Here is a 19,013-nt window from a genome sequence, read left to right as displayed (position 1 = left end):
ACCCTCTTCACGACCCTCCGCACCCTCCTGGCCCGTGCTTGAAGGGGCATCATGCGTGCTCGGAGGGGCATCATGCGTGTCTGGGGAGGCATCATGCGTGACGCCTCTTGCTGCATGGTCAAGAAGAGACGTGGGTGAGGGTGACGGGGGTCTTGGGTGGGCCGCTGCCGTCGCCGATGCCTGGTTTGGCCGGGTCGATTCCGCGTTGGGCGATCGCGTCGAGGGTCTGCAGGCCCGGGTCGTCGATGCTGCCGAAGACCGTGTAGTCCGGTGGGATGTCGGTCTCGCCGAAGACCAGGAAGAACTGGGAACCGCCGGTGTCCGGGGCCGTGGTCTTGGCCATCGCGAGGACGCCGCGGCCGTACGTCAGCCCGGGGAACACCTCGTCGCGGATCGTGTAGCCCGGGCCGCCCGTGCCGTCGCCGACCGGGTCGCCGCACTGGAGCATCTGCAGCCCGGTCGTCACCGACAGGCGGTGGCAAGACGTGCCGTCGTAGAAGCCCTGCCGGGCCAGGCTCAGGAAGTTCACCACCGTGCACGGCGCCAGCGCGCGGTCCAGGCTCAGCCCGATGTCGCCCGCAGTCGTCGCCAGCCGCACGGCGACGGTCCCGGTCGACGGCGCCGGGCCGTCCGGCGGCAACGCGACCTTCTTCGGCGCCGGTGCCCCGGGATCCGGGGTGAACGCGCACGTCACGGGGTCGGCCAACGGCCTCGTGCGCTTCGGCATCGGGGCCCGCTCGCCGGGGATCGCTGCCGGCGTGCCGGGCGTGACCGACGGCGGACCGGACGAAGGCAGCGGCGATGCCATCGACGACCAGAACTCACCGTCGGCCTGCCCGTCCGGCTTGCGCAGGAACCCGGGCGAGCCGAACGCCAGGAAGGCCAGCACCATCACCACGACGACCACGACCGACCCGGTGACCAGCACCACCGCCGTGGCCGACGACCGCTTCGGCGGCGGCAACGGCGGGTAGGGCCCCGGTCTGCCGCCCGGCTCGCTCATCCACGCTCCCCTCGTCCGAGAGCACCATAGCGAAACCACGGGTCACGGCAGCCCCCACGGCGTGGCGGGGCCGCTCGGTGGCGCCGGGCGGACGCCGAAGTCCGGGCGGTCGCCCTTTCGGTACACGAACGCGTCCTCACCGCACCCGAGTTCGACCTGGACGTCCCCGTTGGCCAGCCGCCGCCAGTGACGCGGCCGGCCGCGGGCGTCGGTCACCGCGAGTTCGCCGTCGATGCCCGGCCGCAGCACGCACGGTGCCCCGGCCTCGCTGTGCACCTTCAGCCACCGCGTCCGCCCGCCGGCGCGGGACGCGCTGAGCAGGAACGCGCCTTCGGTGCGGAAGTCCCGCAATGCGACGTCGCCCCAGGCCGCCGGCACCGCCGGGAACAGCCGCAGCACGCCGCCCCAGCTCTGCACCAGCATGTCCTGCAACGACTTCGCCGCCGACAACGGCGTCTCGATGACCGGCCCGGATTCCTTGTACATCGTGTTCGGCTGGATGTACCGCCGCTGCAGCTCGCCGAGGTAGAACGCGGCCTGGTCGCCACGCAGCATCTGGGCCGAGATCGACGCGGCCCCGGTGAACGTGTAGCCCTGCAGCGCGCCTTCGAAGCCGACCCAGTGGTTCAGCGACGTCTCGATGATCGCCCGGTGCTCCGGCTGCTCCCAGGTGACGTCGTGGAGCGGGTAGATCTGGAGCAGGTGCGAGTAGTGCCGGTGCGACTTCGCGAACGGCACGCCGGCGCCGATCATGTACCCATTGACGTCGGCCGGGTAGTCGGCCAGCGTGGCGAGCACGTCCCGCCAGCGAGGCGCGAGCGGATCGCCGGGCGCGTGCTGCAGCAGCGTCTTGCAGCCCCAGCGGATCAGCGACAGGTCGTAGTTGCAGTCCGGGGCGTTGACACCGTACTCCGGCGAGAACGTCGGCGGCAGGTGCAGCCGCCCGTCCGGGCCCGGCGCGAGGAAGTGCAGGTAGTAGTTGATCGCCCGGCGCAGCAACGGGATCAGCGTGTTCCGCAGCAACGAGGGATCCATGGTGTGCCGGTAGGACAACCAGACGTTGTGCAGCGCCCAGGTCAGGTTGCCGACCTCCGGCGTCGGCGGGTCCTGGCCCGGGATCCCGACCGGGAACCCGCTGGTGGCGTTCGAGAGGCCGTTGAGCAGCGTCATGTCGGTCGTCCGCGGAATGCCCGCCGAGTCGGCTTGGTACGGCGAAGCGACCTGCGAAGTCAGGTTGGCCCGGTACTTGTCGAGCGCGTAGCTGACCGCGTCGAGCTCCAGGTGGTTGGAGCCGTGGATGAGCCAGTACTCGAGCTGGACGTTGAGGTTCCACCACGTCGCCGGCCACGGCGTGTTTTCCAGCCACGGCCCCGATGTCGCCATCACCGGTGCCTCGCGCCGGGCCGCCGAAGCGACCTTGTACAGCTGGATCCAGTAGAAGCTCTGCAGCCGGGTGTCCGGAATGGACAGGAAACTGCGCCGGTAGTAGTCGTGCCACCAGCGCCGGTGGTCCTGGGTCAGCGCGGCGAACGGCACCGCCCGCCGAACTGTGCTCAAGGCTCGCGCCACCGACGTCTTCGACGGGTGCGACCAAGCCACGGACGTGTACAGCGTGCGGGCGCCGCCGCGCGTGACCTCACGCCACGCCGTCACGTGCTCGCCACCGGCCAGCAGCGGCTGGACGGCCAGCTGCGTGTCCGCGCTCGCCGACAGCTGCACCGGCGGGTTCGCGGTGTACCCGGCCGGCGGCGGCTTGTTCCACACCGGATCGGCGCGCGGGCTGACCGCGACCGCCGGGTGGAACACCCACCGGAACGCCCGCTCCCCTTCGGACGGGCGGACCTCGACGGCGAGCAGCGATTGTCCCGTGTGGACGATCGCACGCAGGCTCAGGCTGCCCGCCGCCGTCGTGATCGTGCCGGTCAGCTCGGCGTTCCACAGGTCCAGCCGCCAGTCGATCGCGGTGATCGCGCCGACCGATTCGAGTGTGAAGTACCCGATCGGCAGCCGGGCGAGGCCGAACAGCGAACCGAACTCCGGGCGGTGGTCCTGGACCTGGCTGTGCTGGACGTTGAACCGGATCGCGTTCCGCCCGGGCTCGGCGTAGCTGCCGGAGCCGAGGAACCCGTTGCCCAGGAACGGGCCTTCGTACCAGGTCTTCGGCAGCCGCCGCCAGTACAGGTCCGCGGTGCCCAGGAACCCGGCCCAGCCGAAGTCGTCGCTGCCCGGTTCCGCCAGCGCCGGTGTGGTGCCGGCCGCGCCGGCCGCCAGCCCGGCGAGCGCCCCGCCGAGCACGGTTCTGCGGGTGATGTCCATTCGACCTCCTCGTCGAAGAGCGCGGTTCAGCTCGGCAGGCCCCACGCCGGGGCGGGGCCGAGCGCGGGGACGTCCCGGGGTGCGAAGTCCGGCCGCGCGCCCCGCGGGGTGACGACGGCGGTGCCGCCGCGCCGCAGCCCGATCGCGACGCGCCCGGGCCCGGCCGCCCGCCACGGCAGCCGCCGTCCGCATTCGTCGCGGACGTCGACGTCCCCGGTGACGCCGTGCTGGAGAACCAGCGGCTCACCGGCTTCGCTGTGCACACGCACGAATTCGGTCCGGCCGTCCCGGCGGGAGGCGTCCACCAGGAACGCTCCCTCGGCGCGCAGCCCCGCGATCGACGTGTCCCGCCAGGTCGCCGACACCGACGGGAACACCTTGAGCACCCCGCCGGAGCCCTGCACGAGCATGTCCACAACGGACTGCGCGGCGGTGATCGGGCTCTCGATGGCGAAGTTCGAGCCCTCACGGTACATCGTGTTCGCGGTCAGCTCGGTGTCCGCCACGACGTTCCGGTCGAGGAAGAACTTCAGGTACCGCAAGGCTTCTTCCGGCGCGTCCATCACCGAGCTCATCGACGACGCGGCCGCGTAGCTGTAGCCGTGCCAGGCGGACTGGTCGGCGGCCCAGTGGGTGAAGGTGCGCGTCATGAGGTCGCGGTCGCCCGGGCGGTCCCAGACCTTCTCCCGCAGCGGGTACAGCCACAGCAGGTGCGAGAAGTGCCGGTGCGACGCGGCCAGCGAGACGCCGTCGCCGATCAGCACGCCGTTGGCGGGATCCTCGTGGTACGGCACGAGTTTCGCGCTGATCTCGCGCCAGATCGGCACCCGCGGTTCGTCGAGGCGGAGGATCCGGGCGGAGTCGACGAGCGTGCGCGCGGCCCAGCGGATCAGCGACAGGTCGTAGGTGCAGTCGGCCGCGTCGGCGTACTCCGGCGACCGGGTCAGCGGCAGGTGCAGCCACCCGTCCGGGCCGGTGAACAGGAAGTGGCGGTAGAAGTTCAGCGCCTTCGCCAGGGTCGGGTACAGGACGTCCCGGAGCACCCGCTGGTCCAGGTGGTGCCGGTAGGCCAGCCAGACGTTGTGCAGGCCCCACAACAGGTTCCCGGTCTGGTCGGTCTTGGACGTCGTCCCGGGGACGCCCACCGAGCGCGTGCCGCCGGGGCGCAGCCGCCAGTCGCCGGGGTGCGAGAGGGCGTAGGTGTCGCCGTCGCGGTACGCGGGCGGGACGGACACCTCGAGGTTCGCGTGGTCGCGCCGGAAGGTTTCGGTGACGGCGTCGAGCTCGGGGTGGTTGCTGCTGTTGACGATCGGGTAAGTGACCTGGACGTTGAGGTTCCACCAGACCGCGGTCCAGCTGTTGCCCACTTCGGGGAACCACGGTCCCCATTCGGACACGACCGGCCCGTTCGCGCGGGTGGCGGCCGCGATCTTGTACAGCTGGATCCAGTAGAACCGCTGGACCTGCTTGTCGGGCACCGAAACGAAGCTGCGGCGGTGGTAGTCGTTCCACCAGCGGCGGTGCCGGGCGAGCAGTGCGTCCGGCCGGTCGGCAAGCGCTTTCCGGACGGCGGTGCGCGCGTCCGCGGTGTGCGTGGTGCCCGGGAAGCTGTAGGCGACGGCGGCGGCGAGCAGCCGTCGCGTGCCGACGGCGCGTTCCTGCCACGCCGTCGTGTACCCGCCGCCGGCGAGCATCGGCTGGGCGCAGTAGCCGTCGCCGAGCTCGGGCGCCGGGTTGGCGACGTACTCGGGCGGCTTGCGGACGGTCCGGGTGGTGGCCGACTCCAGCGGCCGGAACGCCCAGACCGCCCCGGTTTCCCCGGCGCTCGGGGTCAGCGAAACGAGCAGCACGCCCAGGTCGTTGTGCACGACGGCGGAGAAGGCGACCGTGCCCTGCGTGGTGGTGATGGTGCCGCCGAGTTCGGCGTTGTAGAGGTCGAGCGTCCAGTCGACGCCGGTGATCGCGCCGGCCAGGGTGAGCGTGAGGTACCCGATGGGCAGCCGGGACAGCCCGATCCCGGCTTCCCACTGGCTGCGCTGGTCCTGCACCTGGGTGTGGCTCAGCATGACCTTGAGGACCTGCGGCGTCGCCCCGGCGTAGACCTGGGCACCGAGGTAGCCGTTCGCGAGGAACGGGCCTTCCTGCCAGTTCTTCGGCAACCGCCGCCAGACCATCCGCGCGTCTTCGGCGACCTGCCGGTGCGGATCGGTCCAGCCCGCGAGCGCGGGAGGGGCGGCGCGGGCCCAAAGACCGCCGAAGGCCGCGGCCCCCGCGAGGACCGAGGCCGAGCGGAGCACCGTCCGCCGGGACACTGCGTCCATGAAGCATCCTCCGAACTCATACGACGTTTCGGCGAGATCATGCGGCGGCGTGCGGCCATACTTGCAGAGCTGTGCCCAAAATGCCAGGGCGGTTCACCCGGACAGCGGCAGATACATCCGATGAATCAGGGCAGCGGCGGCAACGCCGGGGTGTACAGCCAGCGGGTGAAGAACGCGCTCAGCGAACGCCCGGCCTGTGCCTCGGCGGCGGCCACGAACTGCTCTGTCGTGACCAGCCCGTGCCGGTGCTCCTCGGCCCACGACTTCAGCAGCGCGAAGAAGGCCGGGTCGCCGATCTCCGCCCGCAGCGCGTGCAGCGTCAGCCCGCCGCGCTTGTAGACGCGCTCGTCGAACATCCGGGCCACTCCGGGGTCGGCGATCCGGACGTCCGCCGGCTTGACCTTGATCCGCGCGTACCAAATGCGGGCCAGCGCCGAAGCGGACTGGCCGCCCGACTCCTCCGACCACAGCCACTCGGCGTACGTCGCGAACCCTTCGTTGAGCCAGATGTGGCGCCAGTCCGCCACCGTCAGGCTGTTGCCGAACCACTGGTGGGCCAGCTCGTGCAGCACCAGCCGCTCGTGGGTGCGGCGGCCGTCGACGTGGTTGGCGCCGAAGATGGCCATGCCCTGGGCCTCGATCGGGTCGTCGAGGTCGTCGTCGGTGATCACGATGACGTACTCGGCGAACGGGTACGGGCCGAAGAGCCGCTGCAGGAAGTCCATCATCCGGCCCTGCCGCCCGAAGTCCCGCTCGAAGGCGCGCCGCAGCCGCGGGGGCACGGCCGCGTGCTGCGGCACGGTGGGGGCGACCGACTCGACGCCGCCGCGGCCGAAGCCGAGGCTCAGCAGGCGCGCGCCCACACCGGTGGGCGAGCCCCAGCCGCGGCCGGTCAGCTCGACGTCGTCGTAGCGGCCGACCTGCACGCTCATCAGGTACGTCGCCGTCGGCTCGGGACGCTCGAAGACCCAGCGCGTCGTGCTCGCCGACGTCGAGCGCTCGACCAGCGTGCCGGTGACCGCAACCAGGTACGGCGACGCCGTCGTCACGCTGACCCGGTAGGCCGCCTTGTCCGACGGGTGGTCGTTGCACGGGTACCACGACGGCGCCCCGACCGGCTGGCTCGCCACCAGCGCCCCGTCGGTCAGCTCGTCCCAGCCGACGTCACCCCAGCGGCTCCCGACCGGCCGCGGGTTGCCGACGTAGTGCACCTCGACGGTGAACATCCCGCCCGCCGGGATCGACTTCGCCGGCTTGACGTGCAGCTTCGCGCCACGCTTGAGGTACTTCGCGGGCTTACCGTCGACCAGGACGCGGTTGATCCGGAACTCGCCGAAGTCGAAGCTGACGCGGGACAGCGCCTGCGTCGCCTCCGCGGTGATCACCGCGGCCGCCGAAAGCCGGTTGGGCGCGACCTTGTAGTCGAGGGACAGGTCGTAGTGCCGGGTCCGGTAGCCGCCGTTGCCGTGCGCGGGCAGGTAGGGGTCGCCGGAGGTGTCCGCGCCGGGAGCCGGAGCCTTCGAAATCACCCGTGGCGAACCTTTCGTCGTGCGTGCTGGAACCAGGCTCGCACGCCGCGGGTGAGCCCGGCGCGCCTGGTCCCGCATTCGTTACTTACCGGGCCACGCCGAGATCGGGTTGCCCAGCCAGCGCGTGTCGGCGGGCACCTCGTCGCCGCGGGTCACCAGCGAGCCCGGGCCGACCGTCGTACGCGCGCCGATGCCCGCGCCCGGCAGCACGATCCCGTGCGGGCCGAGCGTCGCGCCCTCGCCGAGGGTGACGCCCGACATGCTCATGATCCGGTCGTGGAACAAGTGCGTCTGCACGACGCAGCCGCGGTTGATCGTCGCGCCGTCGCCCAGCGACACCAGGTCGGCCTCGGGCAGCCAGTACGTCTCCAGCCAGACGCCGCGGCCGATCTTGACGCCCATCGTGCGCAGCCACGCGGTCAGCAGCGGGGTACCGCCGACCGAGCCGATCAGCCACGGCACGGCCAGGGCCTCGACGAAGGTGTCGGCCAGCTCGTTGCGCCAGACGAACGAGCTCCACAGCGGGTGGTCGATCTCGCGGAACTTGCCGACCAGCAGCCACTTCATCGCCGTCGCGGTGAGCGCCGCGACGATCCCGGCGGCCAGCAGGGCGGGCCCCGCCAGCAGCAGCGCGACGCCGAAGCCGAACGCCGTCGCCGTCCACAGCAGGGCGAACGCGACCACGACGGTCAGCGCGACCCCGCACATGACCGGGACGATCCGGCACAGCTCGACCAGCGCCCGCGCCGCCTTCAGGTGCAGCGCCGGGGTGTACGTGCGGCTTGTGTCGGCCTCGCCGACCGCGCGGCGAACCGGCAGCGGCGGCATCCCGAGGTAGGACGAGCCCTTCTTCGCCTTCAGCGGCGTCGAGGACAGCACGCCGACCAGGCCGCGCTTCGGCACCGAGCGGCCGGGCGCGGTCATGCCCGAGTTGCCGAGGAACGCCTGCTTGCCGATCCGCGCCGGGGCGACGTGCAGCCAGCCGTGGCCGAGCTCGTAGGTGGCGACCATGGTGTCGTCGGCGAGGAACGCGCCGCTGTCGACCTTGGTCATCTTCGGCAGCGCCAGCACGGTCGACGCCTCGACGTTGCGGCCCACCTTCGCGCCGAGCAGCCGCAGCCACACCGGCGTGAACAGGCTGGCGTACAGCGGGAACAGCCCCTCGCGGGCCATGCTCATCAGCCGTTCGGTGGCCCAGACCTGCCAGGCGACGCGGCCGTGCACCGGGTGGTAGCCCTCGACCATGCCGATGCTCAAGCACCGGACGCCGATCAGCACGAGCAGCATGTACGCGAGGAAGTACGCGGCGGTCGCGACCGGGACGAAGACCAGCGCGCGGGTGAACGCGTCGAGCAGCGTCGGCGCACCGGCGATCGCGTAGCCGAGCACGGCGACCCCGGCCAGCGCGGCCACGCCGGGCAGGAAGCCCAGCGCCAGGGAGGTCACGCCGTAGACGGCGGCCCAGAAGTGCGACCGCGGCGGCCGGCTCGACGGCCACTTCAGCGCGTCGCGCTCGTCCTTCGCGACACGCGCGGCGGGCGAACCGGCCCAGCGCTGCCCGGCCGGGACGGCCCCGCGGACGGTCGAACCCGCCGCGATCTCCGCGCCCTTGCCGATGCGGGCACCCGGGAACAGCGTGCTGCGCGCACCGACGCGGGCTTCGGCGCCCACGCGGACCTTGCCGATGTGCACGACGTCGCCGTCGACCCAGTGGCCGGTCAGGTCGACCTCGGGCTCGATCGCCGCGCCGCGGCCCAGCTTGAGGAAGCCGGTGACCGGCGGCGGCGAGTGCAGGTCGACGTCCTTGCCGATCCGCGCGCCGAGCGCCTTCGCGTACGTCGTCATCCAGGACGCGCCGGCGACGCTGTCCGCGCCGGAGAACTCGGCCAGCTTCTCGGCCGTCCACAGTCGCAAGTGGACACTCCCGCCGCGCGGGTACGTGCCGGGGCGGACACCGGAGAGCAGCACGCGGGCGCCGCCCGCGGCGATGGCGATCCGGCCGGCCGGGCTGAACAGCACCACCCAGGCCAGGCCGATCCACGCCCAGCTCAGCGTCGGCGCCCAGGCGAACCCGAGCAGCGCGAGCACGTTCGACAGCGCGGCGGCGAGCGTCGCCCAGCGCAGCCCGACCAGGCCCATCAGCGGAACCATCAGCAGCGTCTGGACGACCCCGGCGCGGCGCTTGGTGGGCGCGATGTCCCGGCGTTCGGTGGCCTGGCCGCTCAGCGCGTCCAGCATCGCGGCCAGCGCGCCCAGCTTGGGGTGGGCGTAGATGTCGGCCACCGACACCTGCGGGTGCCGGGTGCGGATGCGGGCCACGACCTGCGCGGCGGTCAGGCTGCCGCCGCCGTGGGTGAAGAAGTCCGCCTTCGGGCTGTCGACCGACACGCCGAGGATTTCGGCCCAGCCTTCGGCGAGCCACGTCTCGGTCGGCGTCAGCCCGGAAGCCTCCACTGTGGACAGCGGCCACGGGAGCGCGTTGCGGTCGACCTTGCCGGAGGTGCGGGTCGGCAGGTCGTCGACGACGGCGAGCAGCGGCACCAGCGCGGCCGGGAGCTGCTCGCGCAGGCGGTTCGCGGCCTGGTCGTGGTCGAAGTCCTCGCCGCCGGGAACGACGTACCCGACGAGGACCTGGTTGCCGGCCTTGGTGCGGCGGATCGCGGCGGCCGCGCCCTGCACACCCGGCAGGGCCTGCAGCGCGGCGTCGACCTCGCCCAGCTCGATGCGGCGGCCGCCGAGCTTGACCTGCTCGTCGAGGCGGCCGAGGAACAGCAGGCCTTCGGTTTCGGCGCGGACCATGTCGCCGGAGCGGTAGGCGCGTTCCCAGCCCAGCGACGGCAGCGGCGCGAACTTCTCCGCGTCCTTCGCCGCGTCGAGGTAGCGGGCGAGGCCGACACCGCCGATGACCAGCTCGCCGGTCTCGCCCATGGCGACCGGCTCGCCCTCGTCGTTGACCACGGCGAGCTGCCAGCCGGCGAGCGGGAGGCCGATGCGGACCGGGCCCTCGCCGGTCAGCTGCGCGGCGCAGGCGACGACGGTGGCCTCGGTCGGGCCGTAGGTGTTCCAGACTTCGCGGCCTTCGACGGCGACGCGCTCGGCCAGCTCCGGCGGGCACGCTTCGCCACCGAAGATGAGCAGGCGGACGTCTTCGAGCGCGTCGGCGGGCCACAGGGCGGCCAGCGTCGGCACGGTCGAGACGACGGTGATGCGCTGCGCGACCAGCCACGGGCCGAGGTCGACGCCGGTGCGGACCAGCGCCCGCGGCGCCGGGACCAGGCAGGCGCCGTGGCGCCAGGCCAGCCACATCTCTTCGCAGGAAGCGTCGAAGGCGACGCTCAGCCCGGCCAGGACGCGGTCGCCGGGGCCGATCGGCTCGTCGGTGAGGAAGAGCTCGGCTTCGGCGTCGACGAAGGCGGCGGCACTCGCGTGGGTGACGGCGACGCCCTTGGGCTTGCCGGTGGAACCGGAGGTGAAGATGATCCAGGCGTCGTCGGCCGGGCCGGGACGGCCTTCGCGGCCACCGGGCGTGGAGTGGACGTCGATCGTGCCGTCGGTCGCGACGGCGGCGACCTGGGCTTCCTCGAAGACCAGCTCGGCGCGCTCGTCCGGGTCGTCGGCGTCGACGGGCACGTAGGCGGCGCCGACGGACAGGGTGGCGAGGATGGCGATGTACAGCTCGGCGGTGCCGGAGGAGATCCGGATGCCGACGCGGTCGCCGAGGCCGACGCCGTAGCTCGTGAGGCGGCGCCCGTAGGCGTCGATCTCCTCGAGGAGCCGCCGGTAGGTCAGGGTGGTGGTGCCGTCGTCGATCGCGGCCGCGTTCGGGTGGCGCTCGGCGGTGGCGGCGAGGACGTCGAGGAGGGTGCGCTCGCCGGCGCCGGCGACGGACGGGAAGAGCGCCCGGTCGCCGAGCGTGACCTCGGGGGTGGAACCGGTGGGTTCGATGGTGACGGTCATCGGGCGTTCACCTCGACCGCGCTGAAGACGTGCAGGGACGAACCATGGGCGCGCAAGCCCACCACTCACCTTTCGGGAGCCTCAACCGGGCTTGCTCTCCGATTGAGGCGCCCGCAACGACCTTTCACCATACCCGCGGATCACCAAAAGGTATCCCCAGGATCACGCTCACGTGTCGGACCTCACGATCAAGCCCCTGACCAGCGTGATCCAAGTCGCATCTCGCGTGATTGAAGCCGGAACCGGCGTGATTGAAGCCGTAACTCGCGTGATTGGGGCCGTAACTCGCGAGTTCCGGCTTCAATCACGCGAGTTACGGCCCTGGTCACGCGAGTTACGGCAAACAGCTCACCTGGTGCGAGCGGCTTTTCCGCCGACCTTGGGCTTCGCCTTCTTTTCGCGGACCCGGACGTTCACCCGGACGGGGCTGCCGGTGAAGCCGAACTGCTCACGGAACTTGCGCTCGATGAACCGGCGGTAGCCCGCCTCGAGGAAGCCGGTGGTGAACAGCACCAGCGTCGGCGGGCGGATGCCGGCCTGCGTCGCGAACAGGACCTTTGGCTGCTTGCCGGAGCGGACCGGCGGCGGGGTGGCCGCGATCAGGTCGGACAGCCACGCGTTGAGCTGGCCGGTCGGGACCCGCTGGTCCCACGACTTCAGCGCGGTCCGCAGCGCCGGCGCGAGCTTGCGCACCGAACGGCCGGTGAGCGCCGAGATGTTGACCTTCTCCGCCCACGGCACGCGGACCAGGCCGCGGTCCAGCTCGCGGACCATCGCGTGCCGGCGGTCCTCGTCGACCAAGTCCCACTTGTTGAACGCCAGCACGCAGGCCCGCCCGGCCTCGACGACCATGGTCAGCACCCGCAGGTCCTGTTCGGACAGCGGCTCGGCCGCGTCCAGCAGCACGATCGCGACCTCGGCCGCGTCGATCGCGGTCTTGGTGCGCAGCGAGGCGTAGTACTCGGCGCCCGCGGCGAAGTTGACGCGCTTGCGCAGGCCCGCCGTGTCGACGAACCGCCAGGTCTCGCCGTCCAGCTCGACCAGCGAGTCGACCGGGTCGACGGTGGTGCCCGCGACCGAGTCGACGACCGAACGCTCCTCGCCGGACAGCTTGTTCAGCAGGCTCGACTTGCCGACGTTCGGCTTGCCCACCAGCGCGACGCGCCGCGGGCCCGACGTCGCCGGGCCGCCCTCGCGGGGCGACTCGGGCAGGGCCTTGAGGATGGCGTCGAGCAGGTCGCCGGAGCTGCGGCCGTGCAGCGCGCTGACCGGGTGCGGCTCGCCGAGGCCGAGCGACCACAGCGACGCGGTGTCGGCGAGCAGCCGGTCGTCGTCGACCTTGTTCGCGGCCAGCAGCACCGGTTTCTTCGAGCGCCGCAGCACCTTGGAGACGGCTTCGTCGGTGGCCGTGGCGCCGACCGAGGCGTCGATCACCAGCAGGACGGCGTCCGCGGTCTGCATGGCCAGCTCGGCCTGGGCGGCGACGGAGGCCTGCAGCCCGGTCGCGTCCGGCTCCCAGCCACCGGTGTCGACCAGGGTGAACCGGCGCCCGCCCCAGTAGGCGTCGTAGGCGACGCGGTCGCGGGTCACGCCCGGCACGTCCTGCACGACGGCTTCACGACGGCCGAGGATGCGGTTGACCAGCGTCGACTTGCCCACGTTCGGGCGGCCGACGACGGCCAGCACCGGCTGCGCGAGCGCGGCCTCCTCGGCCGCTTCCGCCGCCTCGATCTGCGCGTCGAGCGCGGCGAATTCGGTCTCGTCGGACCAGGTGCCGTCGACTTCGCCGACGCTGTCGAGCTCTTCCATGACTACCTATTTCCCTTATACCGCGCCGAATCCGTGTTCGGCACGCCAGTCGTCCAAAGTCTTCACGAGCGCCGCGAGCTCACCGCGCAGCTCTTCGGTGCCCTGGTCGAGCCCGGTCTTCCCGGGCCCCACCTTCGGCGAAAACGGCTCCCCCACGAGGATGTCCACGCGTGGGCGCCAGCGCCGCCTGCCGTCGGCCGGCTTGAGCGTGCCCCGCGTCGCGACCGGGAGCACGGTCGCGCCGGAGGCCCGGACCAGCCAGGCCGCGCCGCGTTCAGCCGCGCCGACGTCCCCGGCACCGCGGGTGCCTTCGGGGAAGATCCCGACGACACCGCCGTCCTTGAGCACGCCGACCGCGGTCAGCAGCGGTTTGCGGTCGATCTCGCCGCGCTTGAGCGGGATCTGCCCGATCGCCAGCATGAACTTGCCGACGACCCCGCCGAACATCTCGGCCTTGACCAGGAACGCCGAACGCCGCGGAAGCATTCCGAAGATCAGCTGCGGCTCGATCATGGAGCTGTGGTTGGCGATCACGAGCAGCGGCCCGGTGGCGGGGACGCGCTCGCGGCCGTGCACCCGGATGCGGAAGGCCGAGCGCAGATAGTACCGGGCGAAGACCCGCCCGGCGTCGTGGAGCCTGCCGACGGATCCCTCGGGGAGTCCGTCAGCGCTCATCGAGCTACCTCGGCGTTGCAGCCTTCGAGGATGCCGCGGTGGCTGGCGAGCTCGCTCAGCGCGACGATCACCTGGTCGATCGACAACTCCGAGGTGTCGACGTGGACGGCGTCGTCGGCCGCGCGCAGCGGCGAGGCCGCCCGCGTCGAGTCGAGGTGGTCGCGGCGCTCGACGCTGGCCAGCGCGTCGGCGACCGAAGACTGCCGCCCGGCGGCGGTGTCCTGGGTGCTGCGGCGCGAGGCGCGGACGTCGGCGGACGCGGTCAGGTAGACCTTGAGCGGCGAGTCCGGCGCGACGACGGTCCCGATGTCCCGGCCCTCGACGACGATCCCGCCGCGGTGCGCCACGACGTCTTCGATGATCTGCCGCTGCCGGGCGACCAGCAGCTCGCGCACGTGCGGCACGGCCGAGACCGGCGAGACGGCCTTGGTGACCTCGGGCCCGCGGATGTCGGCGGCGACGTCCGCACCGGCCAGCCGGATCTCGGGCCGGTCGGGGCTGGTGCCGATGGCGAACTCGGCCCGGTCGGCGACGGCGGCGACGGCGTTCGCGTCGGCCGGGTCGACCCCGGCGCGCAGCACGGCGAGGGTGACCATCCGGTACATGGCGCCGGTGTCGAGGTAGCCGGCCCCGAGGCGCTGGGCGAGCTTGCGGGCGACGGTGGTCTTCCCGGTCCCCGACGGGCCGTCCAGCGCGACCACACCTCGTAGGGCTCCCGTCACCGGCACTCTCCTCGCGTTCTCGTCCCGTTCGGCTTCGCCCTCCATTCTGCCGGTCGGGCCGCGGAGGAGATCAGTCGGCCCGCGCGCCGAAGCGCGCCACCACCAGCGCGAGGCGCTCGTCACGGTGCGCCGGGGACAGCCGGCGGCCGCGATCGAGGGTCACCAGGCCGTGCAAGGTGCTCCAGAACACCTCGGTCAGCGGGCCGGCGTCCTGCCGCCCGGCCACCGGCTCGATGACCGCGAGCAGCTCCGCGAAGTTCGCTTTCATCACCTCCGGGGTCTCGTCCCGGGCGAACGGCAGTTCCGAAGCCAGCGTGAACATCGCGTCGTACAGCGCGGGCTTGGCGTCCGCGAACCCGACGTAGGCCCGAACGACGCCGGCCAGACCGCCTCGGCGCGCTTCCGCCAGCACCGCCGCCAGCTCGGCGAAGCCCTCCAGCGCGGCCGCCGCCATGATCGCGTCCTTGCCACCGGGGAAGTGGCTGTAGAGCACCGGCTGGCTGTACTCGATCAGGGCGGCGAGCTTCCGGGTGGTGACCGCGTCCCAGCCCTCCGCCTCGGCGAGTTCACGCGCCGCCGCGACGATCCGCTGCGCTCGCTCGGTCCGGTCGCGCACCCGCCGTTGTCCTTGGGTCATACGTCACATGCTAGCACTGCTAGACAAACTAGCGCTGCTAGGTTAGCGTTGCTAGCAATCCTAGCGATGCTAGAAACCACCTGGAGGGAACACCATGGTCATCACCGGTTACGTCCTCACCGTGCTCGTCTCGCTCGGCATCATCTACATCGGCTTCAACTACGTCTTCGCGCCGGTGAAGACCGCCGCGGGCTTCGGCTTCGGAAAGGTCCCCGAGAACGCGGAGAACTTCCTGAACGTCAAGGGCGGCCGCGACATCGGAGCCGGCCTGATCCCCCTGGCCTTGATGATCTACGGCGACGCGCACGCACTCGGCTGGGTCATGCTCACCGCGGCCCTCTGGCCGGTCTTCGACATGCTGCTGATCCTGCGCCACCGGGGCAAGAAGGCCATCGCGTTCGGCGTCCACGGCGTGACCGCCGCGGTGATGGTCGTCGCCGCCCTGCTCCTGCTGCTCGGCTGAAACCCCCGCGAATCGGACACCTGGGTTACGGTGGTTGGGTGAACGTCGAAGTAACTCCCCTGCCCGGCATCGGGGTCCGCAAGGACTTCGCCACCCGTACCGGCCGCCGCATCGGCGTCGTCACCCAGCGGGATGGCCACATCGAGCTGATCGTGTCCAAATCGGACGATCCCGACGCCTGCGCCGCCTCGATCCCGCTGACCGCGGACGAGGCCGGCGCGCTGGCCAACCTGCTCGGCGCGCCGCAGCTGGTCGCGCAGCTCACCGAGGAGCACCAGGACCTGCCGGGCATCAGCACCAAGCAGCTGCCGATCAAGCCGTCCAGCCCGTTCGACGGCCGGACGCTCGGCGACACGGCGATGCGCACGCGCACCGGCGTCTCGGTGGTCGCGGTGGCGCGGGCCGGCCAGGTGCACCCGTCGCCCACGCCCGACTTCGCGCTCACCGGGGGCGACCTGCTGGTCGCGGTCGGCACGAGCGAGGGCCTCGAAGCCGCCGTCAAGATCCTCAAGTACGGCTGAGCGGCCGATGGACCACACCGCGCTGTCCCTGATCGAACTGGGGGCGGTCTTCTTCGGGCTGGGCGCCCTCGGGCGCCTGGCCGGCAAGATCGGGCTCTCCCCCATCCCGCTCTACCTGCTCGGCGGCCTCTGCTTCGGCTCCGGCGGCCTGATCCCGCTGACCGACATCGGCGGCTTCACCCACCTGGCCGGCGAAATCGGCGTTGTGCTGCTGCTGTTGTTGCTCGGTCTCGAGTACTCCGCGGCCGAGCTGTTCACCGGGCTCCGCCGTTCCTGGACGGCGGGCCTGCTCGACATCGTCCTCAACGCCGCTCCGGGCGCGGCCGTCGCGCTGCTGCTGGGCTGGGGCCCGGTCGGCGCGATGGTGATGGCCGGCGTCACCTACATCTCGTCGTCCGGGATCGTCGCCAAGGTCCTCGGCGACCTCGGCAGGCTCGGCAACCGCGAGACGCCGGTGGTGCTGTCGATCCTCGTGTTCGAGGACCTCGCCATGGCGCTCTACCTGCCGATCCTCACCGCGGTACTGGGCGGGGTGTCCCTGCTCGGCGGCCTGGAGGCCGTCGGCATCTCGCTGCTGGTGATCACCGTGGTGCTGGTGGTCGCGCTCAAGTTCGGCCGGTACGTCTCGGCCGCCGTCGACAGCCCGGACCGCGAGGTGTTCCTGCTCAAGGTCCTCGGGGCCGCCCTGCTGGTGGCCGGGCTGGCGTCGGCGATGCAGGTGTCGGCCGCGGTCGGCGCGTTCCTGCTCGGCATCGCGATCTCGGGCTCGACGGCGGAGAACGCGACGCACATGCTCGAACCGCTGCGTGACCTGTTCGCCGCGGTGTTCTTCGTGGTCTTCGGGCTCAACACGAACCCGGCGTCGATCCCGCCGGTGCTCGGCTGGGCCGTGGTCCTGGCGGTGGTCACGACGCTGACGAAGGTCGCCACCGGCTGGTGGGCGGCGCGCCGCCAGGGCATCGGCAAGATGGGCCGCGCCCGCGCGGGCGCTGCTTTGGTGGCGCGCGGCGAGTTCTCGATCGTCATCGCCGGGTTGGCGGTGACGGCGGGCGCGGTGACGGGCGAGCTGGCGGCCCTGGCCACGGCGTACGTGCTGCTGATGGCCATCCTCGGCCCGACGGCGGCCCGGGTGGTGGAGCCGATCGTCCGCGCCCTGCAACGCAAGTCGGCCACGAAGGCGGCCGCGGCCGAGGCGAACTAGGCGGGACTCAGCGCAGGTCCGCCCGGCCCGCCGACGGCACGAACGCGCCCCCGACGGGGGCCGGGTGGGTCGTCGCCGCCGGGACCACGCCCGCCAGCGGGACCGACGCCGACGTGCGGGCCAGGTCCAGCGTCACCCGGCCCGGCTGGGCGGGGCCGCTGATGAAGCTGCCGTCCGTGCCGCCGATGATCAGGGCCAGCGCGTGGCCGCGGGGCACGATGTGGTCCGTCGACGCCAGGCGGAACGTCATCGTGTACGCCGTGCCCGGCGTCAGCGGGCGCTCCTGCGAGAGGGACGCGTAGTTCGCCAGGTCCGCCCAGCCGCGGCTGATGATCGTGTAGCTGACCTTCTTCACGTCCGCGGACGTGATCCGGTAGCAAGCGTCGTCGCCGGACGTCGACGAGCCCCAGCAGTTCTCCGACGTCCCCGTCTTGATGCCCTCGCCGCTGCCGGCGAAGTTGCGGATCGTCGCCGCGCCCAGGTCCACCAGCAGGGCCGAGAGCCGGGCCGAGGACGTGCTCGGCGTCGCCGTCACGGTGATCGACGAAGTCCCCGAGACCTGCAGGTCCGACGCCAGCGCCCCGGTCGAGTAGGTCAGCGCCGCGCTGCCCGGGTTCGTCACCCAGCTGTCCTCACCCGCGCTCGGGTTGTCCGTGAACGACGCCGTCCCGGACGACGGCGAGGTGCCGAGCGTGCCGGACGGTCCCGGGCGCAACGTCGCCGCCGCCGCGCCGGCCGCCGGGTAGGTGCTCTGGTCGGCCCACTGGTCCGGCTGCCGCTCGACGCTGGCCTGCGGCCCGTTCTGCACGCCGTTGTCGATGCCGAGCAGGTAGTGGTCGAACCACCGGTGCAGCAGGTCGACCCAGCCGGCCCGCCGGTAGTCGAACGGGTCGACGTGCCCGGTCTGGGCCAGCCAGATCTTCTTCTCGACGGCCAGGCCGGCCCACCACTGTCCGAAGTGGATGGTCTTGACGTTGAGGTCGTTGACGCCGTGGGACAGCAGCACGCTGGCCCGCACGTTCCGCGCGTTCGCGGCGTAGTCCCGGGCCGCCCACAGCGGCCCGTAGTCGCCGTTCGCGGTGGCGCCCGACGCCAGCGCCTGGTTCTGCGCCGAGCAGTTCTGCCCGCTGTTGCGCGCTTCGACCGTGCGTGCGAGCCCGTCCGGGTTGAACCCGAAGGTCGCGCCGTCGGAGCGGTAGTAGTCGTACCAGGAGCTGATCGCCGAGATCGGGACGATGGTCTTGAGCCCGGCGACGCCGGTCGCGGCCACGCCGTTGGCGATCGTCCCGTCGTAGGACTTGCCGATCATGCCGACATTGCCCGTGGTCCAGCCCGCGGTCACCGCACTGCCGCCGGTCTTCGCGCTGTAGCCGGTGGCCCGGCCGTTCAGCCAGTCGATCACCTTGCGCGCCGAGTCGACGTCCGACGGGCCGCCGACGTCCGCGCAGCCCGCCGAGCGGTTCGTCCCGGCCAGGTCGACCAGCACCACGGCGTAACCCCGCGGCACGAAGTAGTTGTCGTAGAACAGCGGGAACTTCACCGGCTTGCCGGTGCTGTCGTACGACTTCAGCTCGCTCTCGTTCCCGCGCCCGCAGCACGAGTAGTACGGGCTGGCGTCCATGATCACCGGCACGCCCGAGCTCAGCTCGCTCGGCCGGACGATGTCGGCGGCGACGCGGTCGGCCCGGCCGTCCCCGTCGCCGTCGCGGCCGATGTCGACCCAGACGGTCTCGCGGATCGCCTTCGCGTAGTCGTAGACCGGATCGCTCGCCGCGGGAGCCGCGGCCGCCGGGGCCACCGCACCGGCCAGGAGCACCGCCAGGACCCCGCACACCACCCCGAGTCGCATGCCCGTCACG

At 72.0% G+C, this 19,013-nt stretch carries 13 protein-coding genes; 3 read left to right on the top strand and 10 right to left on the bottom strand.

The genetic code is table 11. The annotated features are described in order from the left end of the window. Positions 1–118: 118 nt before the first annotated feature. From ACLJPY_RS40905 to ACLJPY_RS40865, 9 genes are all read right to left on the bottom strand, one after another. A complete protein-coding gene (locus ACLJPY_RS40905; protein WP_410596342.1) occupies positions 119–1,003 on the bottom strand; it encodes a peptidylprolyl isomerase in 885 nt (294 codons plus the stop codon). Between the two features lie 42 nt (positions 1,004–1,045). Further along, the gene (locus tag ACLJPY_RS40900; RefSeq protein ID WP_410596341.1) at positions 1,046–3,319 is read right to left on the bottom strand and encodes a glycosyl hydrolase family 95 catalytic domain-containing protein; all 2,274 of its coding nucleotides are present in this window, start codon (positions 3,317–3,319) and stop codon (positions 1,046–1,048) included. Positions 3,320–3,345: 26 nt separating this feature from the next. Further along, a complete protein-coding gene (locus tag ACLJPY_RS40895; protein ID WP_410596340.1) occupies positions 3,346–5,640 on the bottom strand; it encodes a glycosyl hydrolase family 95 catalytic domain-containing protein in 2,295 nt (764 codons plus the stop codon). A gap of 125 nt (positions 5,641–5,765) precedes the next feature. Next, positions 5,766–7,169 (bottom strand): M1 family metallopeptidase, encoded by a 1,404-nt coding sequence (locus ACLJPY_RS40890; protein WP_410596339.1) that lies wholly within the window; start codon positions 7,167–7,169, stop codon positions 5,766–5,768. 81 nt (positions 7,170–7,250) lie between these two features. Beyond that, the gene (locus ACLJPY_RS40885) at positions 7,251–11,126 is read right to left on the bottom strand and encodes a Pls/PosA family non-ribosomal peptide synthetase (RefSeq protein WP_410596338.1); all 3,876 of its coding nucleotides are present in this window, start codon (positions 11,124–11,126) and stop codon (positions 7,251–7,253) included. A gap of 348 nt (positions 11,127–11,474) precedes the next feature. Then, positions 11,475–12,935, bottom strand: a complete 1,461-nt coding sequence (gene der / locus ACLJPY_RS40880) for a ribosome biogenesis GTPase Der (protein ID WP_410596337.1) — start codon at positions 12,933–12,935, stop codon at positions 11,475–11,477. 15 nt (positions 12,936–12,950) lie between these two features. After that, positions 12,951–13,610 (bottom strand): lysophospholipid acyltransferase family protein, encoded by a 660-nt coding sequence (locus tag ACLJPY_RS40875; protein ID WP_410596336.1) that lies wholly within the window; start codon positions 13,608–13,610, stop codon positions 12,951–12,953. Further along, a complete protein-coding gene (cmk, locus tag ACLJPY_RS40870) occupies positions 13,607–14,311 on the bottom strand; it encodes a (d)CMP kinase (RefSeq protein ID WP_410596536.1) in 705 nt (234 codons plus the stop codon). Before cmk ends, ACLJPY_RS40875 begins: the two co-directional genes overlap by 4 nt. A 91-nt stretch (positions 14,312–14,402) precedes the next feature. Then, positions 14,403–14,948 carry a TetR/AcrR family transcriptional regulator gene (locus ACLJPY_RS40865; RefSeq protein ID WP_410596535.1) on the bottom strand — a complete coding sequence of 182 codons (546 nt, stop codon included), beginning with the start codon at positions 14,946–14,948 and terminating at the stop codon, positions 14,403–14,405. A gap of 115 nt (positions 14,949–15,063) precedes the next feature. Between ACLJPY_RS40865 and ACLJPY_RS40860 the strand changes: the two genes are divergently transcribed. The 3 genes from ACLJPY_RS40860 to ACLJPY_RS40850 are packed head-to-tail and all read left to right on the top strand — an operon-like array spanning position 15,064 to position 17,154. Next, the gene (locus ACLJPY_RS40860) at positions 15,064–15,432 is read left to right on the top strand and encodes a DUF4267 domain-containing protein (RefSeq protein WP_410596335.1); all 369 of its coding nucleotides are present in this window, start codon (positions 15,064–15,066) and stop codon (positions 15,430–15,432) included. Positions 15,433–15,470: 38 nt separating this feature from the next. Beyond that, entirely contained in the window at positions 15,471–15,953 is a 483-nt protein-coding gene (locus tag ACLJPY_RS40855; RefSeq protein WP_410596334.1) for a cation:proton antiporter regulatory subunit, read from the top strand. A 7-nt stretch (positions 15,954–15,960) separates the two neighbouring features. Then, entirely contained in the window at positions 15,961–17,154 is a 1,194-nt protein-coding gene (locus tag ACLJPY_RS40850; protein ID WP_410596333.1) for a cation:proton antiporter, read from the top strand. A gap of 7 nt (positions 17,155–17,161) precedes the next feature. On the opposite strand, the gene ACLJPY_RS40845 is transcribed toward ACLJPY_RS40850, so the two are convergent. After that, complete coding sequence (locus tag ACLJPY_RS40845; protein ID WP_410596332.1) at positions 17,162–19,003, bottom strand: Xaa-Pro dipeptidyl-peptidase; 1,842 nt, start codon at positions 19,001–19,003, stop codon at positions 17,162–17,164. Positions 19,004–19,013 lie beyond the last annotated feature (10 nt).

Source organism: Amycolatopsis sp. lyj-23 (genome assembly GCF_046549135.1).
Classification (GTDB): Bacteria; Actinomycetota; Actinomycetes; order Mycobacteriales; family Pseudonocardiaceae; genus Amycolatopsis.
Note: the sequence above shows the minus strand (reverse complement) of the source record. Positions and strands in the feature narration are given on the sequence as shown.

Excerpts from the sequence above, each read along its gene's own strand:
- ACLJPY_RS40905 (WP_410596342.1), bottom strand. The coding sequence starts at position 1,003 with ATGAGCGAGCCGGGCGGCAGACCGGGGCCCTACCCGCCGTTGCCGCCG.
- ACLJPY_RS40895 (WP_410596340.1), bottom strand. The coding sequence starts at position 5,640 with ATGGACGCAGTGTCCCGGCGGACGGTGCTCCGCTCGGCCTCGGTCCTC.
- der (WP_410596337.1), bottom strand. The coding sequence starts at position 12,935 with ATGGAAGAGCTCGACAGCGTCGGCGAAGTCGACGGCACCTGGTCCGAC.
- ACLJPY_RS40850 (WP_410596333.1), top strand. The coding sequence starts at position 15,961 with ATGGACCACACCGCGCTGTCCCTGATCGAACTGGGGGCGGTCTTCTTC.
- ACLJPY_RS40845 (WP_410596332.1), bottom strand. The coding sequence starts at position 19,003 with ATGCGACTCGGGGTGGTGTGCGGGGTCCTGGCGGTGCTCCTGGCCGGT.
- ACLJPY_RS40900 (WP_410596341.1), bottom strand. The coding sequence starts at position 3,319 with ATGGACATCACCCGCAGAACCGTGCTCGGCGGGGCGCTCGCCGGGCTG.
- ACLJPY_RS40860 (WP_410596335.1), top strand. The coding sequence starts at position 15,064 with ATGGTCATCACCGGTTACGTCCTCACCGTGCTCGTCTCGCTCGGCATC.
- ACLJPY_RS40885 (WP_410596338.1), bottom strand. The coding sequence starts at position 11,126 with ATGACCGTCACCATCGAACCCACCGGTTCCACCCCCGAGGTCACGCTC.
- ACLJPY_RS40875 (WP_410596336.1), bottom strand. The coding sequence starts at position 13,610 with ATGAGCGCTGACGGACTCCCCGAGGGATCCGTCGGCAGGCTCCACGAC.